Source organism: Arthrobacter sp. TRD_SC_6, from assembly GCF_055361185.1.
Window position 1 is genome coordinate 3,273,363 of record NZ_CM143953.1, and the last position, 21,106, is coordinate 3,294,468.

The window sequence follows — 21,106 nt, forward strand, 5'->3', positions numbered from 1 at the left end:
CTTTTCCCGGAACATCCGATTATGCCCTCTGTGAGTAGCTGCCCTGGCAGATACTTGTCCTGCACATCAAGGCCTGGGCGCCGCTCTTCTCAGCGGCACCTGATAAACATTAACCACAGACATCGCCGGCCCCAGCGCCGTCCACGGGAGGATGCAAACAATGAACGACGACGGCGCACCGCTGGGCACGGTGGTTGCCGCTCCCCCGGGCGCCTCCGGGGATCCATCCACCCTGCCGGAAACTGCCGCTGAAACTTCCGCTGACCGCCCCTGGCCACTGCATGTTCTGTCGGAGAAGCTCAAGGCGCACATCGAGCGTGCTCCGGCAGCATGGGTTGAAGGTCAGGTGATCGAGCTCAACAAGCGGGGCTCGATGTGCTTCCTCACACTCCGCGATGTAGACGCCGAGATATCCCTGTCCCTCACTGTCTGGGGCACCGTGATGGACCGGCTCGCTGTTCCTCTGGAAAGCGGTTCACGGGTTGTGGCCCGGCTTAAAGCAGACTTCTGGGTCAAGTCCGGGCGGCTGTCCATGCAGGCCTGGGACATCCGCCCTGTGGGCCTTGGCGACCTGCTTGCGCGGATAGAACGCCTCCGGCAGGCCCTTGCAGCGGAAGGCCTTTTCGCTGCCCAACGGAAGAAAGCCCTCCCGCTCCTCCCCCACCGGATCGGACTGATCACGGGCAGGGATTCAGATGCCAAGAAGGATGTCCTCCGCAATGCGCGCCTCCGCTGGCCGGCCGTGGAGTTCGAGATCCGCGAGGTGGCGGTCCAGGGCGTCAGCGCTGTGGCGCAGATGCGTTCGGCGTTAGCCGAACTCGACCGAATGCCCGCCGTTGACGTGATCATCATTGCGCGCGGAGGTGGTTCGCTTGAGGATCTCCTGGCCTTCAGCAGTGAGGACCTCGTTCGGGCCGTGTCCGCTGCAACTACTCCGGTAGTGAGCGCCATAGGCCACGAAGCAGACCACCCCCTCCTCGACGATGTCGCAGATCTCCGGGCTTCCACTCCCACTGACGCCGCCAAGCGCGTTGTTCCGGATGTCTCCGAGGAGCTCCAGCGCATCAGGCAGGCCCACGGCCAGCTCAACCGTTGCATTGACCAACTCATGTCCCGGGAGTCCGAGCGCCTCGTGCACCTGCGCTCCCGTCCGGTGCTGGCCCAGCCCGCCGGGATGGTCAGCGTCCGCCACGAGGATTTGCTGCGCCTTCAGAAGCGGAGCCGGATGGCCATGGAGAGCGCAGTCACACGGGAGGCGGACCGTGTGGCGCATCTCCGCACACAGGTAAGGTCCCTCTCGCCCCAGAAGACGCTTGACCGCGGGTACGCAGTAGTTCAGGACGAAGAGGGCACCGTCGTTCGGGATGCCTCGGATGTTGAATCCGGAGTTCTGCTGAATATCAGGGTGGCCCGCGGAAGGCTCACTGCCCGCGCCGAAACAGGCGAAGCGTCTCCGTCCACACAAACAAGCCCGCCGAATCGACCAAGCAGTAAGGAAACCCGATGAGTGCCAGTCCAGCGGATGCACCGCGCACAGTCAGCTCGCCCGTAACTGATCTGAGCTACGAAGATGCCCGGGAACAGCTCGTGAAAGTCGTCACCCAACTCGAAGCCGGCGGTGTAAGCCTGGAACAGTCGCTGGCGTTATGGGAGCGCGGCGAGGAGCTTGCTGACCATTGTGAACAATGGTTGGAGGGCGCACGGAAGCGTTTGGCAGCGGCGAGGGATCAGGACGAGCGTCCGAACGTGAAGTAGGGCATTTGTCAGCTTGCTGACAGCTTCGCTTTCTCGGCGGCGACGTCGAAGGCCGCCTTCGGCCAGGTGAGCTGCATGCCGGTGAGTGCGTCCACGAGGAGCTGCTGGACAGCTATCCTCGCATACCATTTGCGGTCCGCCGGCACCACGAACCACGGGGCGTCCGGGGTGCTGGTGCGCTCGATCGCAATCTCATACGCTTCCTGATAAGCGTCCCAGTGCTCACGCTCCTCAAGGTCGGTGGGACTGTACTTCCAGTACTTGTCTTCACGATCGAGTCGCTTGGCCAGACGTTCCTTCTGCTCGTCCTTACTCAGGTGCAGCATCACCTTGATCACATGGGTTCCAGACCGCACCAATTCCTGTTCAAAGTCCCTGATCTCCTGGTAGCGCCCCTCGATCACCTCCGGTGGAGCGAAGCCGCGCACACGGTGGATGAGGACGTCTTCGTAATGGGAGCGGTCGAACACGCCGATCATGCCCGGACCAGGCAGCTGTTTCTCGATTCGCCAGAGGAAGTGGTGCCGTTTCTCTACTGAGCTCGGGGCTTTGAAGGCATGGTGATGAACACCCTGAGGGTCCACTGCACCAACTACGTGCCGGACAATACCGCCTTTACCCGCGGTGTCCATCGCCTGCAGAATCAACAGCACCGAGATTTCACTGCCAAAGCGGCTCTCCGCGAAGAGCTTCTCCTGCAGTTCGGAGAGAGCTGCCCGTCCCGCAGCAAGCTTCGCCTTTCCCCCGGCCTTGCCTCCGTCGAAACCAGGCGTGGAACGCGGGTCGATCTCCTGCAGGCTGATATCGGGGCCCGCAAGCAACAGCTGGCTTGGGGACGAACTGAACTCCGGAGCGGACATCACTACCTCCTGGGCGAAGCGACTGCTGGGCTGGGTTAAGGCTTGTAGGTACTGAGGAACTCTGCCAGGCGTCCGATCGCGTCTTCGATGTCTTCCACATTCGGCAGCGTGACCATGCGGAAGTGGTCAGGGTTGATCCAGTTGAAGGCTGTTCCATGCGAGATCAGGATTTTCTGCTGCTTCAGCAGGTCCAGCGCAAACTGCTCATCGCTCTTGATCGGATACACCTCGGGGTCAAGCCGCGGGAAGAGGTAAAGGGCACCCTGCGCGAGCTCACATGAGACGCCCGGAATGGCATTCAGCAATTGGTGGGCTTTGTCGCGCTGTTGGCGCAGGCGCCCGCCGGGAAGAATGAGGTCATTGATACTCTGGTATCCGCCGAGGGCCGTCTGGATTGCATGCTGTGCGGGTACGTTGGCGCATAGACGCATATTCGCCAGGAGGTTGATGCCTTCAATGTAATCAGCGGCACGGTGCTTCGGACCTGATATAGCCATCCACCCGCTGCGGAAACCGGCTATGCGGTAGGCCTTGGACAACCCACTGTAGGTCAGACACAGCACGTCGTCGCCGGTGACGGTGGCCGCATTCACATGGACGGCGTCGTCGTACAGTATCTTCTCGTAGATCTCGTCGGCGAAGATGATCAGATCATGGCGGCGGGCAAGCTCAACGATCTGCTCAAGAACGGAGCGCGGGTAGACCGCACCTGTGGGGTTGTTGGGGTTGATCAGGACAATGCCGCGCGTCTGGGGCGTGATCTTGGACTCGAGGTCCCCGACGTCGGGCCACCAGTGATTGTCCTCATCACACAGGTAGTGCACGGCGGTGCCGCCGGCGAGGCTCACCGAAGCAGTCCACAACGGGTAGTCCGGGGTGGGGACCAGGATCTCATCCCCATAGTTCAGCAATGCCTGCAGCGAGAGCGTGATGAGTTCACTGACGCCGTTGCCGAGATAGACGTCGTCGACGTCGATGTTCTGGATCCCGCGGCCCTGGTAGTACTGGACGACGGCGGTGCGGGCCGAGAAGATTCCCCGTGAATCGCTGTAGCCCTGCGCATTGGGCAGGTGCCGGATCATGTCCACCAGAATTGCGTCGGGTGCTTCGAAACCGAACGGCGCAGGGTTGCCGATGTTCAGTTTCAGGATGCGGTGGCCCTCCGCCTCCATGTACTTCGCGTGCTCAAGCAGCGGCCCCCTGATGTCATAGAGGACGTTCTGGAGCTTGTTCGATTGCTTGAATTGGGCCATTAACAAAGAATGCCACAGCCCGGCCCGCCGTCATCGCATTGTGATCGAACGCACGTGATCCAATGCAAAGCGGCGGGCCGGCCTAGGTGGCTACTCCCCAGCCAAGCCCTTGTCCGCGAGCCAGTCGGCGGCGGCGTCAGCCGGATTGCGCTTCTCGTCGCCGCTCACTTCGCGGTTGAGGTTGATTAGGTCCTCAGTGGTGAGCGCACTCGAAACCTCATTGAGCACGGCCTGCGCGTCATCGGCAACATTGTCCAGGTTCACCAGCGGCAAAACCTGCTGCGCAATGAAGTTGTTTGCAGGGTCCTCAAGGACAACGAGGTCATTGTCGGCGATGGACGGGGTGGTCGTGTAAATGTCGGCAACCTGGACGGTGTCGTTCAGCAGGGCTTCGAGCGTTACCGGGCCACCGCCGTCGTTGATGGCTTCGAAGGACTTCGGCACGCAGCCGTAGTTCTCCTCAAGCCCGGGCAGGCCGTAGGCACGCTCGGAGAAAGTCGCCGGAGCACCGATCACCAGCTCATCGCACACCTCCGCCATGTCCTCGATGGACGTGAGCCCGTACTCTTCCGCGGTGGCGGAAGTGACGACCATCGCGTCCTTATTCTCGGCGTCGGAAGCGTCCAGAACGCCGAGGTTTAGATCAGGCGACTCTGCGGCCAGGGCATCCGGGAGTGCGGACATGATGTCTTCCGCGGACTCGGCGGTGGCCTCGGCATCCAAAAAGAGGAGCAGGTTGCCGCTGTAGTCGGGGAGAATGTCGACGGACCCGTCAACGAGGGCCTGGTAGTAAATTTCCCGGGAACCGATATTCAGGCTTGTGCTCGCCTCAATGCCTGCCCCGTTGAGAGCGCCGGCATAGATTTCGGCGATGACCTGGCTTTCCGGGAAGTCAGCCGAACCGACGACCAGCGGACCGCTTGCGCCCTCGCCGCCTTCGCCCCCGCCTCCACCCTGGGGGTCGGAATCTGCACCGCAGGCGGTCATGGCCAATGCTGCGGTAAGGCCCGCGGCAAGGCCAAGCAGGCGCCGTGTTGCACGCCCGGATGATGAGTTGATCATTTTGTTCCTCCTTGTGCATTGACGTGGACATCCTGTCCACCGGTCTTTGTTGTTTCGGCCGGGCCGCGGGAAGTCCGCAGGCCCGGCGACACAGCAAATCTTTGAAGCAGCGCCATGATGCCGTCCACCGTAATGGCGAGGACGGCTATCACCACTGCACCGCCGAAGAGGCGGCCGTTGTCCCGGAGTTGGGTGCCCTCGATGAGGTAGACACCCAGCCCACCCAGGTTGATGAAGGCGACGACGGCGGCAGTAGCCACCACCTGCAGCACGGCTGCGCGGAACCCGCCAAGGATTACCTGCAGGCCGTTCGGAAGTTCCACCCGGAAAAGAACCTGCAGCTCGGTCATTCCCATGCTTCGGGCGGCGTCAACCACGGCTGGGTTCACTGACGCGATGCCCGCATAGACACCGGCCAGAAGCGGCGGAATGGCCAACAGGACCAGCGCCCAGATAGGCGGCATCAGACCAAGTCCCGCGAGGAGAACGAACAGGATGAGCATGCCGAGGGTGGGAAGCGCGCGCAGGATGCCCGCCCCGGCAACGATGACCACGCGCCCCTTGCCGGTGTGGCCAACGAAGAGCCCGATGGGAACCGCGATTGCCGCCGCGATCAGGATGGTCAGAGCTGTATAGCCGAGGTGCTCGACTATCCGGACGGGAATGCCTTCGGGCCCACTCCAATTCTGAGGGAAGAAAAGCCATTCATACATCTGGACCAGCAGATTGGAGCTTGAGTAATCCATCAGTAGTTACCCCCAGCGCGAGAGGCGTCCGCTGACAGATTCGCATCAACAGCGACCCGCATGGGGTCCGGCGGCACCTTCACCGAGCGCGTCCAGGGCGTCAGAAGCCGTTCGACCAAAACCAACAGCAGGTCCATGACGAGCGCGAGCAGCAGCGTCACGATGATGCCGATGAAAATTTCAGTGGGGAAGTTTCGGTTCAGTCCGTCAGTGAACAGCGTTCCGAGGCTGGGGATACCGATCAGAGCCCCAACGCTCACCAGCGAGATGTTAGTTACGGAGATGACCCGCAACCCGGCGAAGAGCACGGGGATCGACAGCGGTAAATCCACGGTCAGGAAGCGCCGCACCGGAGTGAAGCCCATCGCCACCGCGGCTTGCCTGACGCCGTCGTCTATTGAATTCAGGGCGTCGAGTGTCGACCGGATCAGCAGCGCCACCGCGTATATGGTGAGCGCGACAATTACGTTCAGCGGGTCGAGCACCCGTGTGCCGAGGATTAGCGGCAGCAGGACGAACATGGCCAGCGACGGCACCGTGTACAGCACCGCCGACGTGGTGAGGATGGTTCCGGCGAGCGGCTTGCTGAGCCGGGCCAGCTGCGCGATGGGTATCGCGACGAGCACGCCAAGCACGAGCGGCAGGAGCGCCTGGAACAGGTGCTGGCCGGTCAGCTCTGCGATGTAGGAGAAGTTGTCCAGGAACCACTTCACATCACACCGCCGTGTTGTGGTCGGCTCGGCCGCGGTCCAGACGGGCTTCCTCGATCAGCTGAAGAACCTCATCCGAGCGGACCACGCCGAGCACCCGACCGTCGTCGTCGACCGTTACGCCCAGGCCCGAGGGCGCGGACAGCGCCGCGTCAAGCGCACGCCGAAGAGACTCTCCCTTGCGGAACAGTGACCCTCCCGGGACTACGTCGGCCAATGACCGGATGTTCTGGCGCGTGGCCCGCGGCACCCAGCCTTGCGGGCGGCCGTCGTCGTCGACTGCGAGCGTCCAGGACGACTCCACGTCCACACCCGCGTCCCCCAACTGGCTCACCCGGACCGTCTCGACGGGGTGTACCGGAACGCCCTCCCCGTCCTGGAAGGACAGCCGCCGGAAACCGCGGTCCCGCCCCACGAAGCCTGCAACGAAATCATCCACCGGCGCGCGGAGCAGTTCCTCCGGGGCCGCGTACTGGGCCAGCCTGCCGCCGGTCGCGAAGACGGCGACCTTGTCCCCGAGCACTGTTGCTTCGTCGATGTCGTGTGTCACGAAGACGATGGTCTTGGCGAGGTCACGCTGCAGGCGCAGCAGTTCCTCCTGGAGTTCATGCCGGACTACCGGGTCCACCGCGCTGAAGGGTTCATCCATGAGGAGGATTGGAGGGTCCGCGGCAAGCGCCCTGGCAACACCGACGCGCTGCTGCTGACCTCCCGAGAGCTGCCCGGGGTATCGCTTACCGAGCATCGAAGCCAGCCCGACGACGTCGAGCAGTTCCTCCGCCCGCTTGCGTGCCTCTGCCTTCGGAACACCGTTGAGCCTCGGGACGGTAGCTATGTTGTCCAGGACCGAACGGTGCGGCAGAAGGCCGGAGGACTGCATCACGTAGCCCATGGAGCGGCGGAGTTCAGCTGCTTTCTGCCTGCTGACATCCTGGCCGTCAACAATGATTGCACCGGCCGTCGGTTCGACCATCCTGTTGATCATGCGCAGGGAGGTGGTCTTTCCGCAGCCGGAAGGTCCAACGAAAACCGTGATGGCGCCCCGGTCAATGTCCATGCTCAGGTTCTCCACCGCGGCCGCCCCACCTGCGTACTGCTTGGTGACGTTCTGGAAGCTGATCATCGCGGCGGACTCCGGGCGGCTCACCCGAGGCCCTGGTGTGTTGTCGGTCATGGGTGCTGTGCCTTTCGTCGACAGGAGGCCGGTAAAGGCGCTCCTTCGCGATTAAGTGCTTGGTGGTCCAGTGCGGATCTGGCGGCTACGCAGGGCGGATGGTGTCGAGTCTAGCCATGGGTTCGTCGCAAACAAGCGGTCGTATGGGCCGGGAAGGGAGATTACCGACGAATCGTTAACACGGAACCGGTTCCCTCCTGCGGTGCCCTATCGAATGGGCACCGCAGGGGTCAGTCAGCCCTCCCGGAACCGGTTTCTGTAGTCCTTCGCCATGGCCGCCTCTTTGGCCATCTTGTGGAAGGACTTCGCGTGTCGCCGTCGCTCAACGGCGTTCTGCCGCCGGTGCAGGCTGGTCAGCTCCCGCTGCATCTTCTGGTAGCTGAGCCAGCGACGTTCCTCGAGCTCACCATTTGCGATCGCAGCCCGCACGGCGCAGCCCGGTTCGCTTACGTGCGCGCAGTCGGTGAACCGGCACAGTTCAAACAGCTCCTCAACGTCGCCAAAGACGGCTTCCAATCCCGCCTCTGCGTCCCACAGTGCGAAACCACGTACTCCGGGTGTGTCCATCAGCACGGAGCCGTCTCCCAGTGGGATCAATTCCCTTGCCGTGGTGGTGTGCCTGCCCTTGCCGTCGCCCGCACGCACGGCACCCGTGTCCTGTACCTCTGCGCCAACCAGCGCATTGATCAGCGTGGACTTGCCAGCACCCGATGGCCCGAGAAGGGCCAGCGTGGTGCCAACCCCGATCCGCTCGCGAAGTGCGTCCACACCATCACCGGACTCCGCCGAGGTAGTGAACACCTCGACCCCGCGGGCTTGGCCGACAGTCTGGGCGACTACCTCATCGAAGCGGCTGCTGAGGTCCGCCTTGGTCAGGATCACCAGTGGCACCGCACCGGAGTCCCAGGCCGCAACCAGCGTGCGCTCCAACCGGTTGGTGGACAAAGGGCGGTCGATGGGAACCACCACTCCCACCAAATCGATATTGGCACCCAGCACCTGGGCTTCCGAAAGCGGGTCGAACGCCTTCTTGCGCCGAAGCGACGAGTATCGCGGCAGGAGGCCGACGACGGCGGGAGGGTCGCCGTCGTGGTCGTTCGTCAGTGCCACCCAGTCTCCGGTGACCGGGGAACCGTCAGTCTCCACATGGCAAAGGCCGGCGTCGGAAGCGAGCAGCACCCGGCGGCGGTCCGCGCGGATCACCCTGGCCGGCCGCACGGCAGGGGACATCGGAGAAAAGTGAAAGTCGAAGAGACCGCGGATGCGGTCGGTGAAGCCGTACTCAAAAAGGGAATTCAATGGAAGATCCTCTGATGGGGCCTTCCACCCTTTACGCGCAGCTAGTGCGCCCGGGATAGTCCCGGGGGGAAGGCGAAGTTCATGTGGTGTGTGGCTGGGCAGAGCGCAGCGACAAAGGCCTTGTTCATGACTTCACCTCCAGTGATTTTTCGGTAATAAGCGCTATAGCCGTCCGCTTGGAACGGCCGAAGTCCCTATCGTAGCGCTCCAGGGGTGCTTTGGTAAGAGAGTACGAGGGCTGTGTCCACCAGCTCCACGCGCGTCAGTGCGGGCACGTCCTCCAGCGGAAACCACGCTGCCTCGTCGGTGGTTCCGTCGAGCTCATTGACTAGTTCTCCGGACACAGTGCGGGCGCGGTAGATGATGCGCAGGGCATGCATGGGCCGGCCCGATCCGCTGAGCCTGTCCTCGGCCGGGATGTGAAGGCTGTCGACACCGAGCAGCCCCTCGAGCTCCACGTCATAGCCGGTCTCCTCGAGCACCTCGCGGACAGCCGCCGTTGGGGCGTCCTCACCGAGCTCAAGTCCGCCGCCCGGGAGGGTCCAGCCGGTTTTGCCGTGCTCGTTCCAGTGGGCCAGGAGGATTTTGCCGTCGTCGATCACTACGGCGTACGAGCCCACGCGGGTGTCCCATGCTTGAACCATGCCAGCCAGTCTAGCGAGACCCATCGCCAGCCGAATTAGCAACCAGCAGGGCTGAAGGGTTGGTTGTCCGGCGCTATCCTGAGAGCACCCGCCCTGGCAGGAGAATGATGAGCAATCTCGACGTACATCCCGTTCCCACTCCCTGCGGGAGCGCAGCCCGTCCGGCGACCGTGGAGATCCTTGACGAGCGGATGGTGCCGCTCGGTGGACTCCGGGCCATGGAGGTCCGCAGGACGCTGCCGCAGCGGTCCTTGCCAACCATCGGTGCGTGGTGCTTCCTGGATGCCTTCGGACCGGACCGCACCGCCATGCGGGTGCTTCCCCACCCGCACATCGGGCTCCAGACTGTCACGTGGCCCCTTGTCGGTGAGGTGCACCACCGGGACAGCGTAGGTTCCGACGTCGTCGTCCGCCCCGGCGAGTTGAACATCATGACAGCGGGTAACGGGATATCCCATTCGGAGATCAGCCCGGGGTCAGAGGTGCTGTCCGGCCTTCAACTCTGGGTGGCGCTGCCCGCCGAGGCGGCATCAGTGGCACCGGCGTTCGAGCGCCATGCGGATCTTCCCTGCTACGACGTCGGCAACGTCCGGGGCACCGTGTTCATCGGTTCGCTCGGTGGAGTGAGTAGCCCCGCGACGGTGTATTCGCCCCTTGTCGGGGCTGACCTTCAGTCCGACGACGGCGGGAGCCTCAGCCTCACCGTGAGGCCGGAATTCGAGCACGGACTATTGGTGCTCGAAGGGCAGCTCACCATCGACGGTCACCGCGTGGCGCCGGGGCCGCTCGCCTACCTCGGCCTGGGCCGGTCTGAGCTCACCTTCGAGGCAGAGCCCGGAACACGCTGGGTGCTGTTGGGAGGCGAGCCGTTCACTGAGGACCTCCTCATGTGGTGGAACTTCGTGGGGCGCAGCCATGAAGAGATAGTGCAGGCCCGCACTGACTGGGAAGACGGGCACTCCCGGTTTGGAACGGTGGCGGGCCACGGGTCCGAACGCATCCCGGCCCCCGAACTCCCCAGCGTAAAGCTGACCCCACGCAGGCGTGGTCCACGGTAATCCACCGCCGGTAGGCTGGTGGGAGATTTGTCCAGCAGAACGCATTCGGCAAGGCCACATCGCGCGGGAAATTTCCTGAACAGGCCAAAGAGCAGGCAGGTACATAGACATGACCGCAGGCAGGCAAGGCGGCCTCGACCCTGTGGACCAGCACATCGTCCGGGAACTGCTAGCGGATGCGCGGATCACCAACGCCCAGCTGGCCGAACGTGTGGGCGTTGCGCCGTCGACCGCCCTCCTGCGGACCCGGCAGCTCAGCGAACGCGGTGTGATCAGCGGTTTCCATGCACAGCTGAACCTGCCCATTGTTGGCCGGGCGGTTCAGGCCCTGATCTCGGTTCAGCTGCGGGGACATAACCGCGAGGAGATTGACCGGTTCATGGTCAGGGTGCCCGCGCTTCCAGAGGTTGTGTCCACCTTCCATGTGTCAGGGGCGGTGGACTACCTCATTCACCTGGCTGTTGCTGACACCGATGCGTTGCGGGATTGGGTGCTCGACTACCTCACCACTGACCCTGTGGTCAGCCATACGGAGACCACGCTCGTGTTCAACCACATCGAGGGCAACCCCGGCTTGCTGCCCTCCTAGGGGCACAACCCCGAGTGCCGTGCTGCCGCGAGGTCACGCGACCTGTTTTCGAAGGCGCTCTGATAAGCGCGTTGGCGCGCAGGAACAGCGTGCGAAGCCGCCCGCCTTTCGCCGGCGTCGACCAGCCAGCGGCCAATGGCAATGAGCAGGGCTTCCAGCCCCGTTGGGCGGGCATGGTGTGAATAGCCAATCAGCGCGGTCATGACTTCTCTCTTCGTGCGGGGGGCTCAGGAAACTGGCGCGGAGGGCGCCCGGCGGGCGCTCCCACCAGCGCTCGCGGGCAGAGCCCCTGTTCTCGACCTCGTGGACCAACTCGCTTTTGGCGAGCTGGCGAAGGTGATAACTGGTGGCACCGCGAGGCGGCACCGGCCCTCGAAACGAACTAGGGACGGCGCCTTGCGCGCCAGAGAACCAGCGCCATTCCTGCACATGCCGCGGCTGTCACAGCCGAAAAAAGCACGACGGCGGCTGGCAGTCCTACTCCGTCCGCCAGCAGCCCCAAGCCGAGCACTGGAATGGCGCTGCCAAGGTAGGTGATGACGTAGACGGTGCTGATGATCTGCGCATGAGCCGAAGCCTCGACCTTGAGTGCAACCTCATTGAACACCGTGCGGAAGGCAGTTCCCTGCCCGGCACCAGCAAGGACGAGTGCCACGATCAACAGGGTCACGCTCCCGACGGAGCCGGCCAAGGACACCAGTGCCATCCCAACCGCCATAACCAACAAGCCCATGGGCGCCGGGTGCTGGACGCGGAGTGGAAAGAGCTGGCTCACCGCGGAAACGGCCAACACAAGTCCTGCGAGCATGCCGATCACCGGGCGGGGTTGATCGCCGATGATGTGTGCGAAGTAGGTGGGAGCCAGGCTCAGCGAGAAGCCGAACAGCGCGAAGCTGAGAAACCCGACTGCTGAAGCAGTCCAGAACGCGCGGGCTGCCGTTCTGGACACTGAAGGGCGCCGCGGCTTCAGTGCGGCGATTGGCCGGGCCGTCGGGGCCTTGATCGCGGGCCTGGCATCCAGCAGAACGAGTGGAATGAGCAGGCTTGCGAGGAATGCCGCGTACACAACGAACGGCAGCCGAGTGGGCTCCGGCAGTAGGGACAGCAAACCACCGATCACGGGACCGGCAGCCACACCGCCGGCCGACGCCGCGAGGGTGAACCTGGAGGCCCACTCCGGCCGGTGCGGAAGAAGGTCGCGCAGAGCAGCAGCACTCGCTCCGGTCGCGCAGGCTACGGCTATCCCCTGCAGGCAACGCCCGGTAATGAGCATGGGCAGTGAGGTTGCTGCCCCGAACACCACTGCACCCACCACTCCCGTCACCACCGCGAGCACCAGGGCAGCCCTTCGACCGATGTGGTCCGACCAGTGCCCCAGGAGCAGCAGGCCAGCGACAAGGACGAAAACGTAAGCAGCGAAAGCCAAGGTGGTGTCGAAAGCCGTCAGCCCGAGCTCGGAGCGGATCAGCGGGTAAAGCGGGGTTGCAAGATTTGCGCCAATGAGCAGCGTGGAGATGACGACAATCGCCAGCACGAGCCTTGCTCTGACCGGCGCATTCCAGCGGCGTATATCCGAACCCTGGTCGGTGATGGCCGGGCGCATGCGCAGCTCGCTGAGGACGCTCAAACCTGTCTCCTACTATTCCCGTGGGCAGCCTGCCTACTCACCATTTCAATCACTCATGGTGAGGCACTCCGGCTAGCACGGTAGGTGGTTAGGAGACTTTTTGATCATCGTGCTCAAATTGACGTAGCGGAAAACGAAGCGGGTGAGCTGAATGGGAGTAAGGAACATGTTCGACGGAACCGATATTCGGCTCTTGCTGGAACTGGTGCGGGACCCCAGGGCGCAGGTCAGCCAACTCAGCGAAACGCTGGGAATGGCGCGGAATACTGCACAGGCCCGGCTGCAGCGGCTCTTCCGTTCCGGGCTTCTTCGCCGAAGCGGAAGGGAACTCGACCTCGCCGTCCTGGGCTACGACGTCGTCGCCTTCGTCACCATAGAGGTCACGCACCGGGAGCTCGACGGCGTTATCTCGGCCTTACGCCGGTTGGACCAGGTGCTGGAGGTACACGAAATTTCGGGCCGCGGCGACGTCTGGTGCAGGGTCGCGGCGAAGGATACGCACAACCTGCAGTCGGCTCTCCGGTCAGTCCTGCGTATCAAAGGGGTGATCCGCACTGAGACTGTGCTCGCCCTGCACGAACACATCCCTTACCGCACGGAACCGCTTTTGGACCGCCTGCTCACGGACTCGTCAAAGCCCCAGGCTGCGGGTCGCAGATTGAACAGTGCAGACTGAAGTAGCGGCACGAGCAGGACAACGTGCCGACTTAGCGCAACCTAGCGCTTAGGACAGATCAGTCGTCCTGATCCTCGGCTCCGTCATCGCCGTAATTTTCCTCCTGTTCCTGTTGCTGCTCCTGGTCCTGCCCGTTCTCCCCTGCGGCGTTGTCACAGCCAACCAGGAAAATTGCGCTCACTGACAGGACTGCGGCAAGCTTCTTCAAATCGTTGAGCGACATTGCGCTCTCCTTCCGGTAGATGTGGACCCAGCCTATGCCCCACTGATGAGACCCGTATGAGAACTACACGGCAGGGTTGTTCCTCTCATCTGCATCTCATGATGAGTGGGGATACTTGACCTATGAAACGGTCGCAAGCGCACACTTGGCTCATTGCCGTTGCCAGCGCCGGCGCTGTGGCCGCCGTAGGCCTCGGCCTGTTGGGAGCGTTGCGCAGCCCTCCACCCCTGCCGCTCGGGCCGGCAGTAGGAGTTACAGTCACTCAAGCGCCAGCCGCCACCCCCACGCCGTCTCCATCCGCATCTCCGTCCGTCTCCCCGTCGGCATCTCCGTCCGTGTCCCCGTCGGGCACCGCTTCGCCGTCGCCGATACCGTCCGCGGAACCATCCCCCACCCCATCGGCCAGCCCAGAAGAGACGGTCGCCCCGCCTCCGGCCGTTGTGCCACCTCCCCCGCCGGCAACCCAGGACAACGATGATTTCGGGGACGACGACGACGGCGGGTTCGATGACGACGACGACGATGGCGACTTCGGGGAAGGCGAGTCCGATGATGGATAGGCCGCACGGCGGACCGACCACCGAACGGCTGCCTGGTGTCCCGCCGCCGTCCACCAAACCAACCATCCCGGTCAAGGTGCCGCAGGCCGAAGCCGCCGAAACTTCTGACACGCCTGATGCTCCAGGCATCGCTCCGGAGCCGACGGGCCGGATAGAGAGGAGGGACCGGGCTGCTGGCTGGAAGAGCCGGTTCCCCCACTCGTGGCAGGGTTACACGACGGTGCGTACGCGCGTTCTCGCAGCGATGCTGGCTCTATGCGCCCTCGGCCTGCTGGTCGCTGGGGCCACCGCCTACGCCCTGCAGCGCAATGACCTCAACCGTGACATGGATGACTCCCTGACCCGTAGTTTCCAGGAGTTCGAGACCCTCCTCGCTACCGGGATCGATCCCACCACGCGAGCACCATTTGTACAGGCGGACCAGCTCGTTTACCTGGTTATGCAACGGACGCTGACCGAGCCCAATGAGGGCATGATGGCCGTCAGAAACGGGGAGGTCATCTTCTTCGCCAATGAAGAGGTCGTGGTACGGCTCGAGGACGATGAGGAACTCGTCAACCACGTCACGACCGTGGCTGCGCGTGACGAGTCCCTGATCCGCACCGTGAACACAGCGGCGACCGCGTACCGTGTGATGATGGCACCCGTCCAGCTGGTCCAGGACGACCAGCCGACCTTCTTCATCCTCGCCTTCGATGCCGATGCCGAATACAGTCAGCTGAACCGCACGTTCGGCACCTACGCGCTCATCAGCTTCGGCACGCTGGTGCTGATCGGCGTCGTCGGTTTCCTACTTGTGGGAAAGCTCCTTGGCCCGATCCGCCGGCTCCGTACCACCGCCCAGCGGATCACGGACACCGACCTCTCGCAGCGGATCGAGGTCACCGGCAATGACGACTTGTCGGAACTGACCCGCACTGTCAACGCGATGCTCGACCGGCTTGAGGGTTCGTTCACTTCGCAGCGGCGGCTGCTCGACGACGTCGGGCATGAGCTTCGGACGCCCATCACCATCGTCCAGGGACACCTTGAGCTGCAGGACTCCTCAGACCCGCGGGACGTACGCGCGGTCCGCGACATCGCGCTGGACGAACTGGACCGGATGCGCCTCCTGGTCGACGATCTGGTCACTCTCGCCGGCATCTCGGGCCCAGGATTCGTGCGCCCTGAGCCTGTGAACGTTGGCCGACTGACCGATGATGTCATGGACAAGGCCCGCACTCTCGGCCCACGGCGATGGGTAGTCGACGGTCGGGCCGAAGCAATTGCGATGATGGACTCCCGGAGGATCACCCAGGCGTGGCTCCAACTCGCCGCGAACTCGATCAAGTTCACCGACGAGGGCTCCACCATCGCGCTCGGCTCCCGCAAGGACAACGACGGCGTGCGGCTGTGGGTCCGCGATGAGGGTTCGGGAATCGCCAGGGAAGACCAGCGAAGGATCTTCGAGCGGTTCGAGCGTGGGGCCGCCAGCAAGCGAACCGAAGGCGCGGGGCTCGGATTGACCATTGTCAGCGCGATAACGGAGGCACATGGCGGGCACGTCGAGCTGATGTCAGCCCCCGATCAGGGTGCCACGTTCACCATGGTGATTCCGCCGCGGCGGGAACCAACAGACAGCGAGAAGAGAGGATGGCAATGAGCCAGATTCTGATCATTGAGGACGAGGACCGGATCAGCTCATTCGTAGCCAAAGGCCTCCGGTCCGCGGGCTATGTGCCCACGGTTGCCGACAACGGCCGGGATGGATACCACCTCGCGCAGACCGGTGACTTCGAACTGATCGTTCTTGACCTGGGCCTGCCGGACCAGGATGGCTTCACCGTCCTGCGGAGGCTGCGGGAGTCGAAGAATGCCATTCCCGTCATCATCCTGTCTGCCCGCAGCTCCGTCGATGACACGGTGGCAGGGTTGGAAGGCGGAGCCGATGACTACATGGCCAAGCCCTTCCGGTTCGAGGAACTGCTGGCGCGGGTTCGTCTACGCTTACGCCAGGAAGCTCCCTCGGCCGACAACTCGGTGCTGTCCCACAGCGACCTGCAACTCGACCTCAGGTCGCGCCGGGCACTCGTCAACGGCAAGGAAATTGACCTCTCTGCCCGTGAATTCGCCCTCGCCGAGGCATTCCTGCGCAATCCGGGGCAGGTTCTCAGCCGGGAACAGCTGCTCTCACGCGTCTGGGGATATGACTTCGACCCCGGATCGAACGTCGTCGACGTGTACGTGCGATACCTTCGCAACAAGCTCGGCGCTGAACGGTTCGCTACCGTCCGCGGCATGGGCTACCGGCTGGTCGCCGAGGACAACTGACCTCCGTTCCACCGCCGGCATCAGGCACAGGCAGCCTTAAGGAAAGCTTCCGCCACACCTAGCCGGCCTAGCGCGTCCCGCTCCCACGCTCCACTCCCGGCCGTCCCGTGGGTGGGGCGCCTCTTCGCGCCCGCGATGAGTGTGAGTGCGACCCCGGCGGTGCGCACGTTCAAAGCGGTCCCGTCGACTACCTCCCTGAACGCGGTCCCAAACCGCTCCAATGCACCAGGGACGTGTTCGTAGCGGGCGTCGAGGCAGGGCAGCACGGCGAGGTGGGCGAGGAAGCAGGCCAAGTCATCGACCAGATAGCCCGGGCCCACCACATCTACATCGAGCACTCCGGTGATCCGGCCGCCCTCGACCAGCAGGTTCCCCTCATAGAAGTCACCGTGTGCCGGAACCAAAGGACCCGATTCCGTCGAACCGATCCCTTGGCGCACTACATCGGCCACCTTCAGGATGCGCTCCGTCTCCCGGGGAAGTACGGCCGCCGCTCCACTGGCGTAGTCTCCGACCCGTGCCGACCACGGGTGCCGGGCGGGTAGCTTCAGTGCTTCCGGGGGAAAGCGTTGCAGCAACTCAACGAGGGCGAAAGGGTCAAGCTCACGGGCGCCGTTTTCCATGATGGATACGGCGAGCGGCGCACCCGTTGCGGCCTTCGTCACCACCACATCCTCTTCCGGAGAAGCGACCACCGTGGGCACCGGTACATCCGCCTCGAGAAGCAGGCCGTGGCGCCTTCGCAGGCCCGCTCCCTGGCCACTGCGGAGGACCTTCAGGTAGCGGCGCTCATCCGTTGCCCGGGCACACAGGACTGCCCGTCGGAGCGGGCGATAGCTGACAGTCGTGACGGCAACCCCGCTACCCAGCAACGCGGTCTCAGGCGACGTCCTGCCGAGAAACTTCCCACCGAACAACGCTGCGCCCACGGACGGCGGATCACTTGCCCAAGCCAGCCCGGGAAGCAGTGGATCATGCGGGTGGCTCCAGGCTACAAGGGCCTCGTCATCCGGGCCCCGCAGCCGGAGGGAACAGTAGGTTTTCTCCGGAACCGGGGCAGTCGTGATGCACAGAAAACCGGGAAGAAAACCTTCCGCGTGACCGTACCGTATGGAGTAAATGCCGGTGACGCCTACGCCCGGGCGGTGATGTACCCGAAGAAGCTTCCACTCCTTCAGCGGTCCACACAACGCTCCCGCTGCAACCCGCAACACCGGCTCTACTGCCGCGCTCTCCAACAGCATCAATCCCCCAACTTCACTCATGGGGGCGATGCGGGCTAGGCGCGTCGGCGCTGGAGAATGTCGTCCAGGTTCATGCGGGGAGCGGAATCTTCCACCTTCGGAGCGGCGGCACCGTCCTTGATTGGGGTCTTGGCCTGGGGCTTTGGCGCCTCGGGCAGGTTCAGCGGCGCGGGCTCCGGGCGTTCGGCCTTGGGGGCCTCAACATAGGTGGGCTTCGGAACTTCCACCGGCTGCCATGGTGCGCCGATGCCTGCCGTCGGGTCGCCGGCTTCCGCCGCGACCGCGAGCGCCGCAGCCCGAAGCTCGGCGGCAGTGAACTGCACCGCCTGCTCGGACGCGCCGTCGTCGTTCGTTTCCGATCGGGCCTCGGTGTGCTCGCCGTCGAACAGCTTCGTGGGGCGCTGGGTGCGCGGCGGCCCGGCTGGGGCCTCGGGTTTCGGGGCCGCGAGGCGGGGCTCAGCGGCACGACGGCGGCGGTCGCTGATCGCGAGGAAGCGCAGCGATCCGATGCTTGCGAGACCGAGCAGGAGCGCCAGCACGGGAATGAGGGAACTAAGGAGACCAATCACGGCAAACACGGACGTCACAAGTGCGGCTGCAACCGCAACCAACCCTGCAAGCGCCAGCCCCAGCCTGTCCCATCGGACACTGAATCCAGCCTCCGGCGCCGTCTCGGGGGCTGTCGGGACTGACGGGTTACCTGTTGAGCGGACCGGTGATTCCTGCGTAGCGGACATCTTCATGAAGCTCCTTGGGAATTCAGCGTCCCCTGTTGCGGTGCTGGACAGTGCGATACGCGTGGGTCCTGCGGCAGGCACAGTCTCCCGACGGCGCAAAATGTACGGGGCAACCCAGATGAGCCAGAGTCCGACGATGGCCGCCAGTACAACCGAGCTGTTCAAAGAGAAGTCCACGTACAAAACGTTAGGAGCAGTTGGTCCTGCGGGGCCTCATTCGCGCCGGTGTGTCCGAAGCGGATGCAGAACTTTGGATATTTTCGTCCGGGGTTCCCGCGCTGGCCACAGCGGACACGGCCGATTAGCGCCGCGAGGATTCCCACCGCCGCAACAGGCCGCCCGGGACCTCGTCAGCGGTGAGCGCGAAAGTCCTGTGGTCAGTCCATGACCCTGCGATGTGCAGGTACGCCGCACGGATGCCCTCATCGCGGAACCCGAGCTTCTGCACCACCCTCAGGCTTGCTGAGTTCTCCGGCCGGATGTTGATCTCCATCCGGTGCAGGCCGAGTTCCCAGAAACAGAAGTCAGTGGCCAGCGCGACAGCCGTAGGGGCAATTCCCCGGCCTGCCCGGTCCCGGTCCACCCAATAGCCCAACGTAGCGGTCAGTGCGGATCCCCAGACGATTCCGGAGATGGTCAATTGACCCACCATGACCGGTTTGCGGCCATTACGGCGCTCGGCGATAACGAACGGAAGGGCACTGGCGGCCCTTGCCTGAGCGTTCAGGGCGCGGACCATCTCGTGATAGGTGGGAAGGTACCCCCCGGGTGCCGGGTTGGATGCCTCCCACGGGGAAAGCCACTGCAGGTTGCGCTGCCGAAGATCCATCCATTCCCGCTTGTCGCGGTGCCGGATTGGCCGGAGCATGAGGTCCCCGGTTTCCAGGGTCACCGGCCAGGTGAACCGCCCCCACATGGTGGTGTCTAGCCGTCAAGTGTGTCGGTGAATTCCCGCAGCCACTTACGCAGGTCGGGGCCCAGGTCCTCACGCTCGGAGGCAAGGGTGACAACGGCCTTGAGGTAGCTGAGTTTGTCTCCGGTGTCGTAGCGGCGTCCGCGGAAGACAACGCCGTACACGCCCGATCCTTCGCCCTCGGCAGCGGCAAGCGTCTGCAGGGCGTCGGTGAGCTGGATCTCTCCTCCCCTGCCCGGACCGGTCTCCTCCAGGACGTCGAATACCCGCGGGTGGAGCACGTAACGGCCGATCACAGCCAGGTTGGAAGGGGCTTCATCAACCGCAGGCTTCTCCACCAGCTTATTGACCCGTACGTAATCCTCGCCGTCGATGGAGGCGATGTCGGCGCAGCCATAGGCGCTGATCTGCGCAGGATCAACCTCGATCAGGGCGATTACGGAACCACCGGTCCTGGCCTGGACTTCGATCATGGTTTCGAGCAGTTCATCGCGCTCATCGATCAGGTCATCACCGAGTAGCACGGCGAAAGGTTCGTCGCCGACGTGGAGCTTTGCACGCAGCACTGCGTGACCAAGACCCTTGGGATCACCCTGGCGAAGGTAGTGGATGTCTCCCAGCTCGGATGCCTCACGGACGGCCGCCAGTTTTTCGTGGTCCCCCTTGGCTTCAAGTATCTGCTCGATGAAGGGAACACGGTCAAAGTGGTCTTCCAGTGATCGCTTGTTCCGGCCGGTGATCATCAGTACGTCATTGATGCCAGCGTTGACCGCTTCTTCCACCACATACTGGATAGCCGGCTTGTCTACGACGGGCAGCATTTCCTTCGGCATTGCCTTGGTCGCGGGAAGGAACCGGGTACCCAGGCCTGCGGCGGGAATGACGGCCTTGTTCACTCTTGGTCGCTCAGTCATGGCACAACACTACAGAATCGCGCGTGCAGCCGACGCCATGGCGGACACGGCCTCCAGCAGGAGCCCGGCGGTAAAGTCTCTGTCATGGAAGCTGAGGTCAGCAAGGAAGAGCTGCGCGGCATTCTGCGTGCAAGAAGGCAGCGGGTCACCGAAGAAGCCCAACGACACTTCGCCGAAGAGCTCTCACGGCGTGTCATGGCCTGGCTCCTCGAGAATGAGCGCCCAGGTGAAGGGCGTCCGGTAGCGGCTTATCTGTCCGCCCCACCGGAGCCTGGCACCCAGCAGCTTCTCGCTGCCCTCGCGTCAGCCGGGCAGCCTGTGGTCGTCCCTATCTGCGAACCGCAATACCAGTTGTCCTGGACATACTGGGAACCTGGCATCGAGCTCGCGAAGAGTCCGCGGGCGCCGATCTGGGAACCAGTAGGGCACCGGTACCACTTCACGGATCTTGCCCCTTTCCGGCTGGTCCTGGTTCCCGGACTGGCCGTCGACGCGCACGGTAACCGGCTGGGTCAGGGCGGAGGATACTACGACCGTTTCCTGGCTCAGCTCTGGTTCGAGGCGCCTGAAACCCGGGCTATTGGATATCTCTACGACGAGGAGATCCTTCCAGATCACCGATTTGTTGCTACTGCCCTGGACATGCCGCTTGAGGGTGCGTTCACACCGTCGGGTTTCCGCAGGCTCGGATGATGTGCGGCGTTGGGCAGGCTTGCTTGGCGCCGTGTAGAATTGGCACTCGGATCGAGTGA

Annotated in this window: 24 protein-coding genes; 9 read left to right on the top strand and 15 right to left on the bottom strand. The window is 63.7% G+C overall.

Annotated features, from left to right (window positions below; translation table 11 throughout):
- The first annotated feature begins 160 nt into the window (after nt 1-160).
- Nucleotides 161-1,507 carry an exodeoxyribonuclease VII large subunit gene (xseA, locus tag ACWA1U_RS15510; protein WP_463723050.1) on the top strand — a complete coding sequence of 449 codons (1,347 nt, stop codon included), beginning with the start codon at nt 161-163 and terminating at the stop codon, nt 1,505-1,507.
- Entirely contained in the window at nt 1,504-1,755 is a 252-nt protein-coding gene (locus ACWA1U_RS15515; protein WP_463723051.1) for an exodeoxyribonuclease VII small subunit, read from the top strand. The genes xseA and ACWA1U_RS15515 overlap by 4 nt, the downstream gene beginning before the upstream one ends.
- An 8-nt stretch (nt 1,756-1,763) precedes the next feature.
- Here the strand turns inward: ACWA1U_RS15515 and ACWA1U_RS15520 are convergent, their stop codons facing one another.
- The 8 genes from ACWA1U_RS15520 to ACWA1U_RS15555 form a co-directional block, all read right to left on the bottom strand.
- A complete protein-coding gene (locus ACWA1U_RS15520; protein ID WP_463723052.1) occupies nt 1,764-2,615 on the bottom strand; it encodes a polyphosphate kinase 2 family protein in 852 nt (283 codons plus the stop codon).
- A 35-nt stretch (nt 2,616-2,650) separates the two neighbouring features.
- The gene (locus ACWA1U_RS15525; protein WP_463723053.1) at nt 2,651-3,868 is read right to left on the bottom strand and encodes a pyridoxal phosphate-dependent aminotransferase; all 1,218 of its coding nucleotides are present in this window, start codon (nt 3,866-3,868) and stop codon (nt 2,651-2,653) included.
- A gap of 90 nt (nt 3,869-3,958) precedes the next feature.
- A complete protein-coding gene (locus ACWA1U_RS15530; RefSeq protein ID WP_463723054.1) occupies nt 3,959-4,930 on the bottom strand; it encodes an ABC transporter substrate-binding protein in 972 nt (323 codons plus the stop codon).
- Complete coding sequence (locus tag ACWA1U_RS15535) at nt 4,927-5,676, bottom strand: ABC transporter permease (RefSeq protein WP_463723055.1); 750 nt, start codon at nt 5,674-5,676, stop codon at nt 4,927-4,929. The genes ACWA1U_RS15530 and ACWA1U_RS15535 overlap by 4 nt, the downstream gene beginning before the upstream one ends.
- Nucleotides 5,676-6,389: an ABC transporter permease gene (locus ACWA1U_RS15540; protein ID WP_463723056.1), complete on the bottom strand. Its 714-nt coding sequence runs from the start codon at nt 6,387-6,389 to the stop codon at nt 5,676-5,678. The genes ACWA1U_RS15535 and ACWA1U_RS15540 overlap by 1 nt, the downstream gene beginning before the upstream one ends.
- A 1-nt stretch (nt 6,390) precedes the next feature.
- Nucleotides 6,391-7,509 carry an ATP-binding cassette domain-containing protein gene (locus ACWA1U_RS15545; RefSeq protein ID WP_463725066.1) on the bottom strand — a complete coding sequence of 373 codons (1,119 nt, stop codon included), beginning with the start codon at nt 7,507-7,509 and terminating at the stop codon, nt 6,391-6,393.
- A 285-nt stretch (nt 7,510-7,794) separates the two neighbouring features.
- Entirely contained in the window at nt 7,795-8,859 is a 1,065-nt protein-coding gene (gene rsgA / locus ACWA1U_RS15550) for a ribosome small subunit-dependent GTPase A (protein ID WP_463723057.1), read from the bottom strand.
- A 194-nt stretch (nt 8,860-9,053) separates the two neighbouring features.
- Nucleotides 9,054-9,503, bottom strand: coding sequence for an NUDIX hydrolase (locus tag ACWA1U_RS15555; protein WP_463723058.1), 450 nt, complete (start codon nt 9,501-9,503; stop codon nt 9,054-9,056).
- A gap of 107 nt (nt 9,504-9,610) precedes the next feature.
- On the opposite strand from ACWA1U_RS15555, the gene ACWA1U_RS15560 reads away from it, so the two are divergent.
- Together ACWA1U_RS15560 and ACWA1U_RS15565 are read left to right on the top strand one after the other, a co-directional pair.
- On the top strand, nt 9,611-10,561 hold the full coding sequence (locus ACWA1U_RS15560; protein WP_463723059.1) for a pirin family protein: 951 nt from the start codon (nt 9,611-9,613) through the stop codon (nt 10,559-10,561).
- 109 nt (nt 10,562-10,670) lie between these two features.
- Nucleotides 10,671-11,150: an Lrp/AsnC family transcriptional regulator gene (locus tag ACWA1U_RS15565; RefSeq protein ID WP_463723060.1), complete on the top strand. Its 480-nt coding sequence runs from the start codon at nt 10,671-10,673 to the stop codon at nt 11,148-11,150.
- Here the strand turns inward: ACWA1U_RS15565 and ACWA1U_RS15570 are convergent.
- Nucleotides 11,147-11,353 (bottom strand): hypothetical protein, encoded by a 207-nt coding sequence (locus ACWA1U_RS15570; protein WP_463723061.1) that lies wholly within the window; start codon nt 11,351-11,353, stop codon nt 11,147-11,149. The genes ACWA1U_RS15565 and ACWA1U_RS15570 overlap by 4 nt on opposite strands.
- 179 nt (nt 11,354-11,532) lie before the next feature.
- A complete protein-coding gene (locus tag ACWA1U_RS15575) occupies nt 11,533-12,777 on the bottom strand; it encodes an MFS transporter (RefSeq protein ID WP_463723062.1) in 1,245 nt (414 codons plus the stop codon).
- A 166-nt stretch (nt 12,778-12,943) separates the two neighbouring features.
- Between ACWA1U_RS15575 and ACWA1U_RS15580 the strand changes: the two genes are divergently transcribed.
- Nucleotides 12,944-13,453 carry an Lrp/AsnC family transcriptional regulator gene (locus ACWA1U_RS15580; RefSeq protein WP_463723063.1) on the top strand — a complete coding sequence of 170 codons (510 nt, stop codon included), beginning with the start codon at nt 12,944-12,946 and terminating at the stop codon, nt 13,451-13,453.
- A 58-nt stretch (nt 13,454-13,511) separates the two neighbouring features.
- Here the strand turns inward: ACWA1U_RS15580 and ACWA1U_RS15585 are convergent, their stop codons facing one another.
- Complete coding sequence (locus ACWA1U_RS15585; protein ID WP_463723064.1) at nt 13,512-13,676, bottom strand: hypothetical protein; 165 nt, start codon at nt 13,674-13,676, stop codon at nt 13,512-13,514.
- A gap of 122 nt (nt 13,677-13,798) precedes the next feature.
- Here ACWA1U_RS15585 and ACWA1U_RS15590 point away from each other — a divergent pair, with 122 nt between their 5' ends.
- The 3 genes from ACWA1U_RS15590 to ACWA1U_RS15600 are packed head-to-tail and all read left to right on the top strand — an operon-like array spanning nt 13,799 to nt 16,546.
- Complete coding sequence (locus ACWA1U_RS15590; RefSeq protein WP_463723065.1) at nt 13,799-14,236, top strand: hypothetical protein; 438 nt, start codon at nt 13,799-13,801, stop codon at nt 14,234-14,236.
- Entirely contained in the window at nt 14,226-15,878 is a 1,653-nt protein-coding gene (locus ACWA1U_RS15595) for a sensor histidine kinase (protein ID WP_463723066.1), read from the top strand. Before ACWA1U_RS15590 ends, ACWA1U_RS15595 begins: the two co-directional genes overlap by 11 nt.
- Entirely contained in the window at nt 15,875-16,546 is a 672-nt protein-coding gene (locus ACWA1U_RS15600; protein ID WP_463723067.1) for a response regulator transcription factor, read from the top strand. Before ACWA1U_RS15595 ends, ACWA1U_RS15600 begins: the two co-directional genes overlap by 4 nt.
- Before the next feature lie 20 nt (nt 16,547-16,566).
- Here ACWA1U_RS15600 and ACWA1U_RS15605 read toward each other — a convergent pair whose 3' ends face one another.
- The 4 genes from ACWA1U_RS15605 to galU all read right to left on the bottom strand — a co-directional run bounded on the left by ACWA1U_RS15605 (nt 16,567) and on the right by galU (nt 20,354).
- Nucleotides 16,567-17,811 (bottom strand): phosphotransferase, encoded by a 1,245-nt coding sequence (locus ACWA1U_RS15605; protein ID WP_463723068.1) that lies wholly within the window; start codon nt 17,809-17,811, stop codon nt 16,567-16,569.
- A 14-nt stretch (nt 17,812-17,825) separates the two neighbouring features.
- Nucleotides 17,826-18,704 carry a hypothetical protein gene (locus tag ACWA1U_RS15610; protein ID WP_463723069.1) on the bottom strand — a complete coding sequence of 293 codons (879 nt, stop codon included), beginning with the start codon at nt 18,702-18,704 and terminating at the stop codon, nt 17,826-17,828.
- A 124-nt stretch (nt 18,705-18,828) separates the two neighbouring features.
- Nucleotides 18,829-19,443 carry a GNAT family N-acetyltransferase gene (locus tag ACWA1U_RS15615; RefSeq protein WP_463723070.1) on the bottom strand — a complete coding sequence of 205 codons (615 nt, stop codon included), beginning with the start codon at nt 19,441-19,443 and terminating at the stop codon, nt 18,829-18,831.
- 8 nt (nt 19,444-19,451) lie between these two features.
- Nucleotides 19,452-20,354 (bottom strand): UTP--glucose-1-phosphate uridylyltransferase GalU, encoded by a 903-nt coding sequence (gene galU / locus ACWA1U_RS15620; RefSeq protein ID WP_463723071.1) that lies wholly within the window; start codon nt 20,352-20,354, stop codon nt 19,452-19,454.
- Nucleotides 20,355-20,438: 84 nt separating this feature from the next.
- On the opposite strand from galU, the gene ACWA1U_RS15625 reads away from it, so the two are divergent.
- A complete protein-coding gene (locus tag ACWA1U_RS15625) occupies nt 20,439-21,047 on the top strand; it encodes a 5-formyltetrahydrofolate cyclo-ligase (RefSeq protein ID WP_463723072.1) in 609 nt (202 codons plus the stop codon).
- Nucleotides 21,048-21,106 lie beyond the last annotated feature (59 nt).

What these genes read in the sequence shown, in the direction of transcription:
- xseA (WP_463723050.1), top strand. Translation starts at nt 161, where the DNA reads ATGAACGACGACGGCGCACCGCTGGGCACGGTGGTTGCCGCTCCCCCG.
- ACWA1U_RS15515 (WP_463723051.1), top strand. Translation starts at nt 1,504, where the DNA reads ATGAGTGCCAGTCCAGCGGATGCACCGCGCACAGTCAGCTCGCCCGTA.
- ACWA1U_RS15520 (WP_463723052.1), bottom strand. Translation starts at nt 2,615, where the DNA reads ATGTCCGCTCCGGAGTTCAGTTCGTCCCCAAGCCAGCTGTTGCTTGCG.
- ACWA1U_RS15525 (WP_463723053.1), bottom strand. Translation starts at nt 3,868, where the DNA reads ATGGCCCAATTCAAGCAATCGAACAAGCTCCAGAACGTCCTCTATGAC.
- ACWA1U_RS15530 (WP_463723054.1), bottom strand. Translation starts at nt 4,930, where the DNA reads ATGATCAACTCATCATCCGGGCGTGCAACACGGCGCCTGCTTGGCCTT.
- ACWA1U_RS15535 (WP_463723055.1), bottom strand. Translation starts at nt 5,676, where the DNA reads ATGGATTACTCAAGCTCCAATCTGCTGGTCCAGATGTATGAATGGCTT.
- ACWA1U_RS15545 (WP_463725066.1), bottom strand. Translation starts at nt 7,509, where the DNA reads ATGATCAGCTTCCAGAACGTCACCAAGCAGTACGCAGGTGGGGCGGCC.
- ACWA1U_RS15555 (WP_463723058.1), bottom strand. Translation starts at nt 9,503, where the DNA reads ATGGTTCAAGCATGGGACACCCGCGTGGGCTCGTACGCCGTAGTGATC.
- ACWA1U_RS15560 (WP_463723059.1), top strand. Translation starts at nt 9,611, where the DNA reads ATGAGCAATCTCGACGTACATCCCGTTCCCACTCCCTGCGGGAGCGCA.
- ACWA1U_RS15565 (WP_463723060.1), top strand. Translation starts at nt 10,671, where the DNA reads ATGACCGCAGGCAGGCAAGGCGGCCTCGACCCTGTGGACCAGCACATC.
- ACWA1U_RS15570 (WP_463723061.1), bottom strand. Translation starts at nt 11,353, where the DNA reads ATGACCGCGCTGATTGGCTATTCACACCATGCCCGCCCAACGGGGCTG.
- ACWA1U_RS15580 (WP_463723063.1), top strand. Translation starts at nt 12,944, where the DNA reads ATGTTCGACGGAACCGATATTCGGCTCTTGCTGGAACTGGTGCGGGAC.
- ACWA1U_RS15585 (WP_463723064.1), bottom strand. Translation starts at nt 13,676, where the DNA reads ATGTCGCTCAACGATTTGAAGAAGCTTGCCGCAGTCCTGTCAGTGAGC.
- ACWA1U_RS15590 (WP_463723065.1), top strand. Translation starts at nt 13,799, where the DNA reads ATGAAACGGTCGCAAGCGCACACTTGGCTCATTGCCGTTGCCAGCGCC.
- ACWA1U_RS15595 (WP_463723066.1), top strand. Translation starts at nt 14,226, where the DNA reads ATGATGGATAGGCCGCACGGCGGACCGACCACCGAACGGCTGCCTGGT.
- ACWA1U_RS15600 (WP_463723067.1), top strand. Translation starts at nt 15,875, where the DNA reads ATGAGCCAGATTCTGATCATTGAGGACGAGGACCGGATCAGCTCATTC.
- ACWA1U_RS15605 (WP_463723068.1), bottom strand. Translation starts at nt 17,811, where the DNA reads ATGAGTGAAGTTGGGGGATTGATGCTGTTGGAGAGCGCGGCAGTAGAG.
- ACWA1U_RS15615 (WP_463723070.1), bottom strand. Translation starts at nt 19,443, where the DNA reads ATGTGGGGGCGGTTCACCTGGCCGGTGACCCTGGAAACCGGGGACCTC.
- galU (WP_463723071.1), bottom strand. Translation starts at nt 20,354, where the DNA reads ATGACTGAGCGACCAAGAGTGAACAAGGCCGTCATTCCCGCCGCAGGC.
- ACWA1U_RS15625 (WP_463723072.1), top strand. Translation starts at nt 20,439, where the DNA reads ATGGAAGCTGAGGTCAGCAAGGAAGAGCTGCGCGGCATTCTGCGTGCA.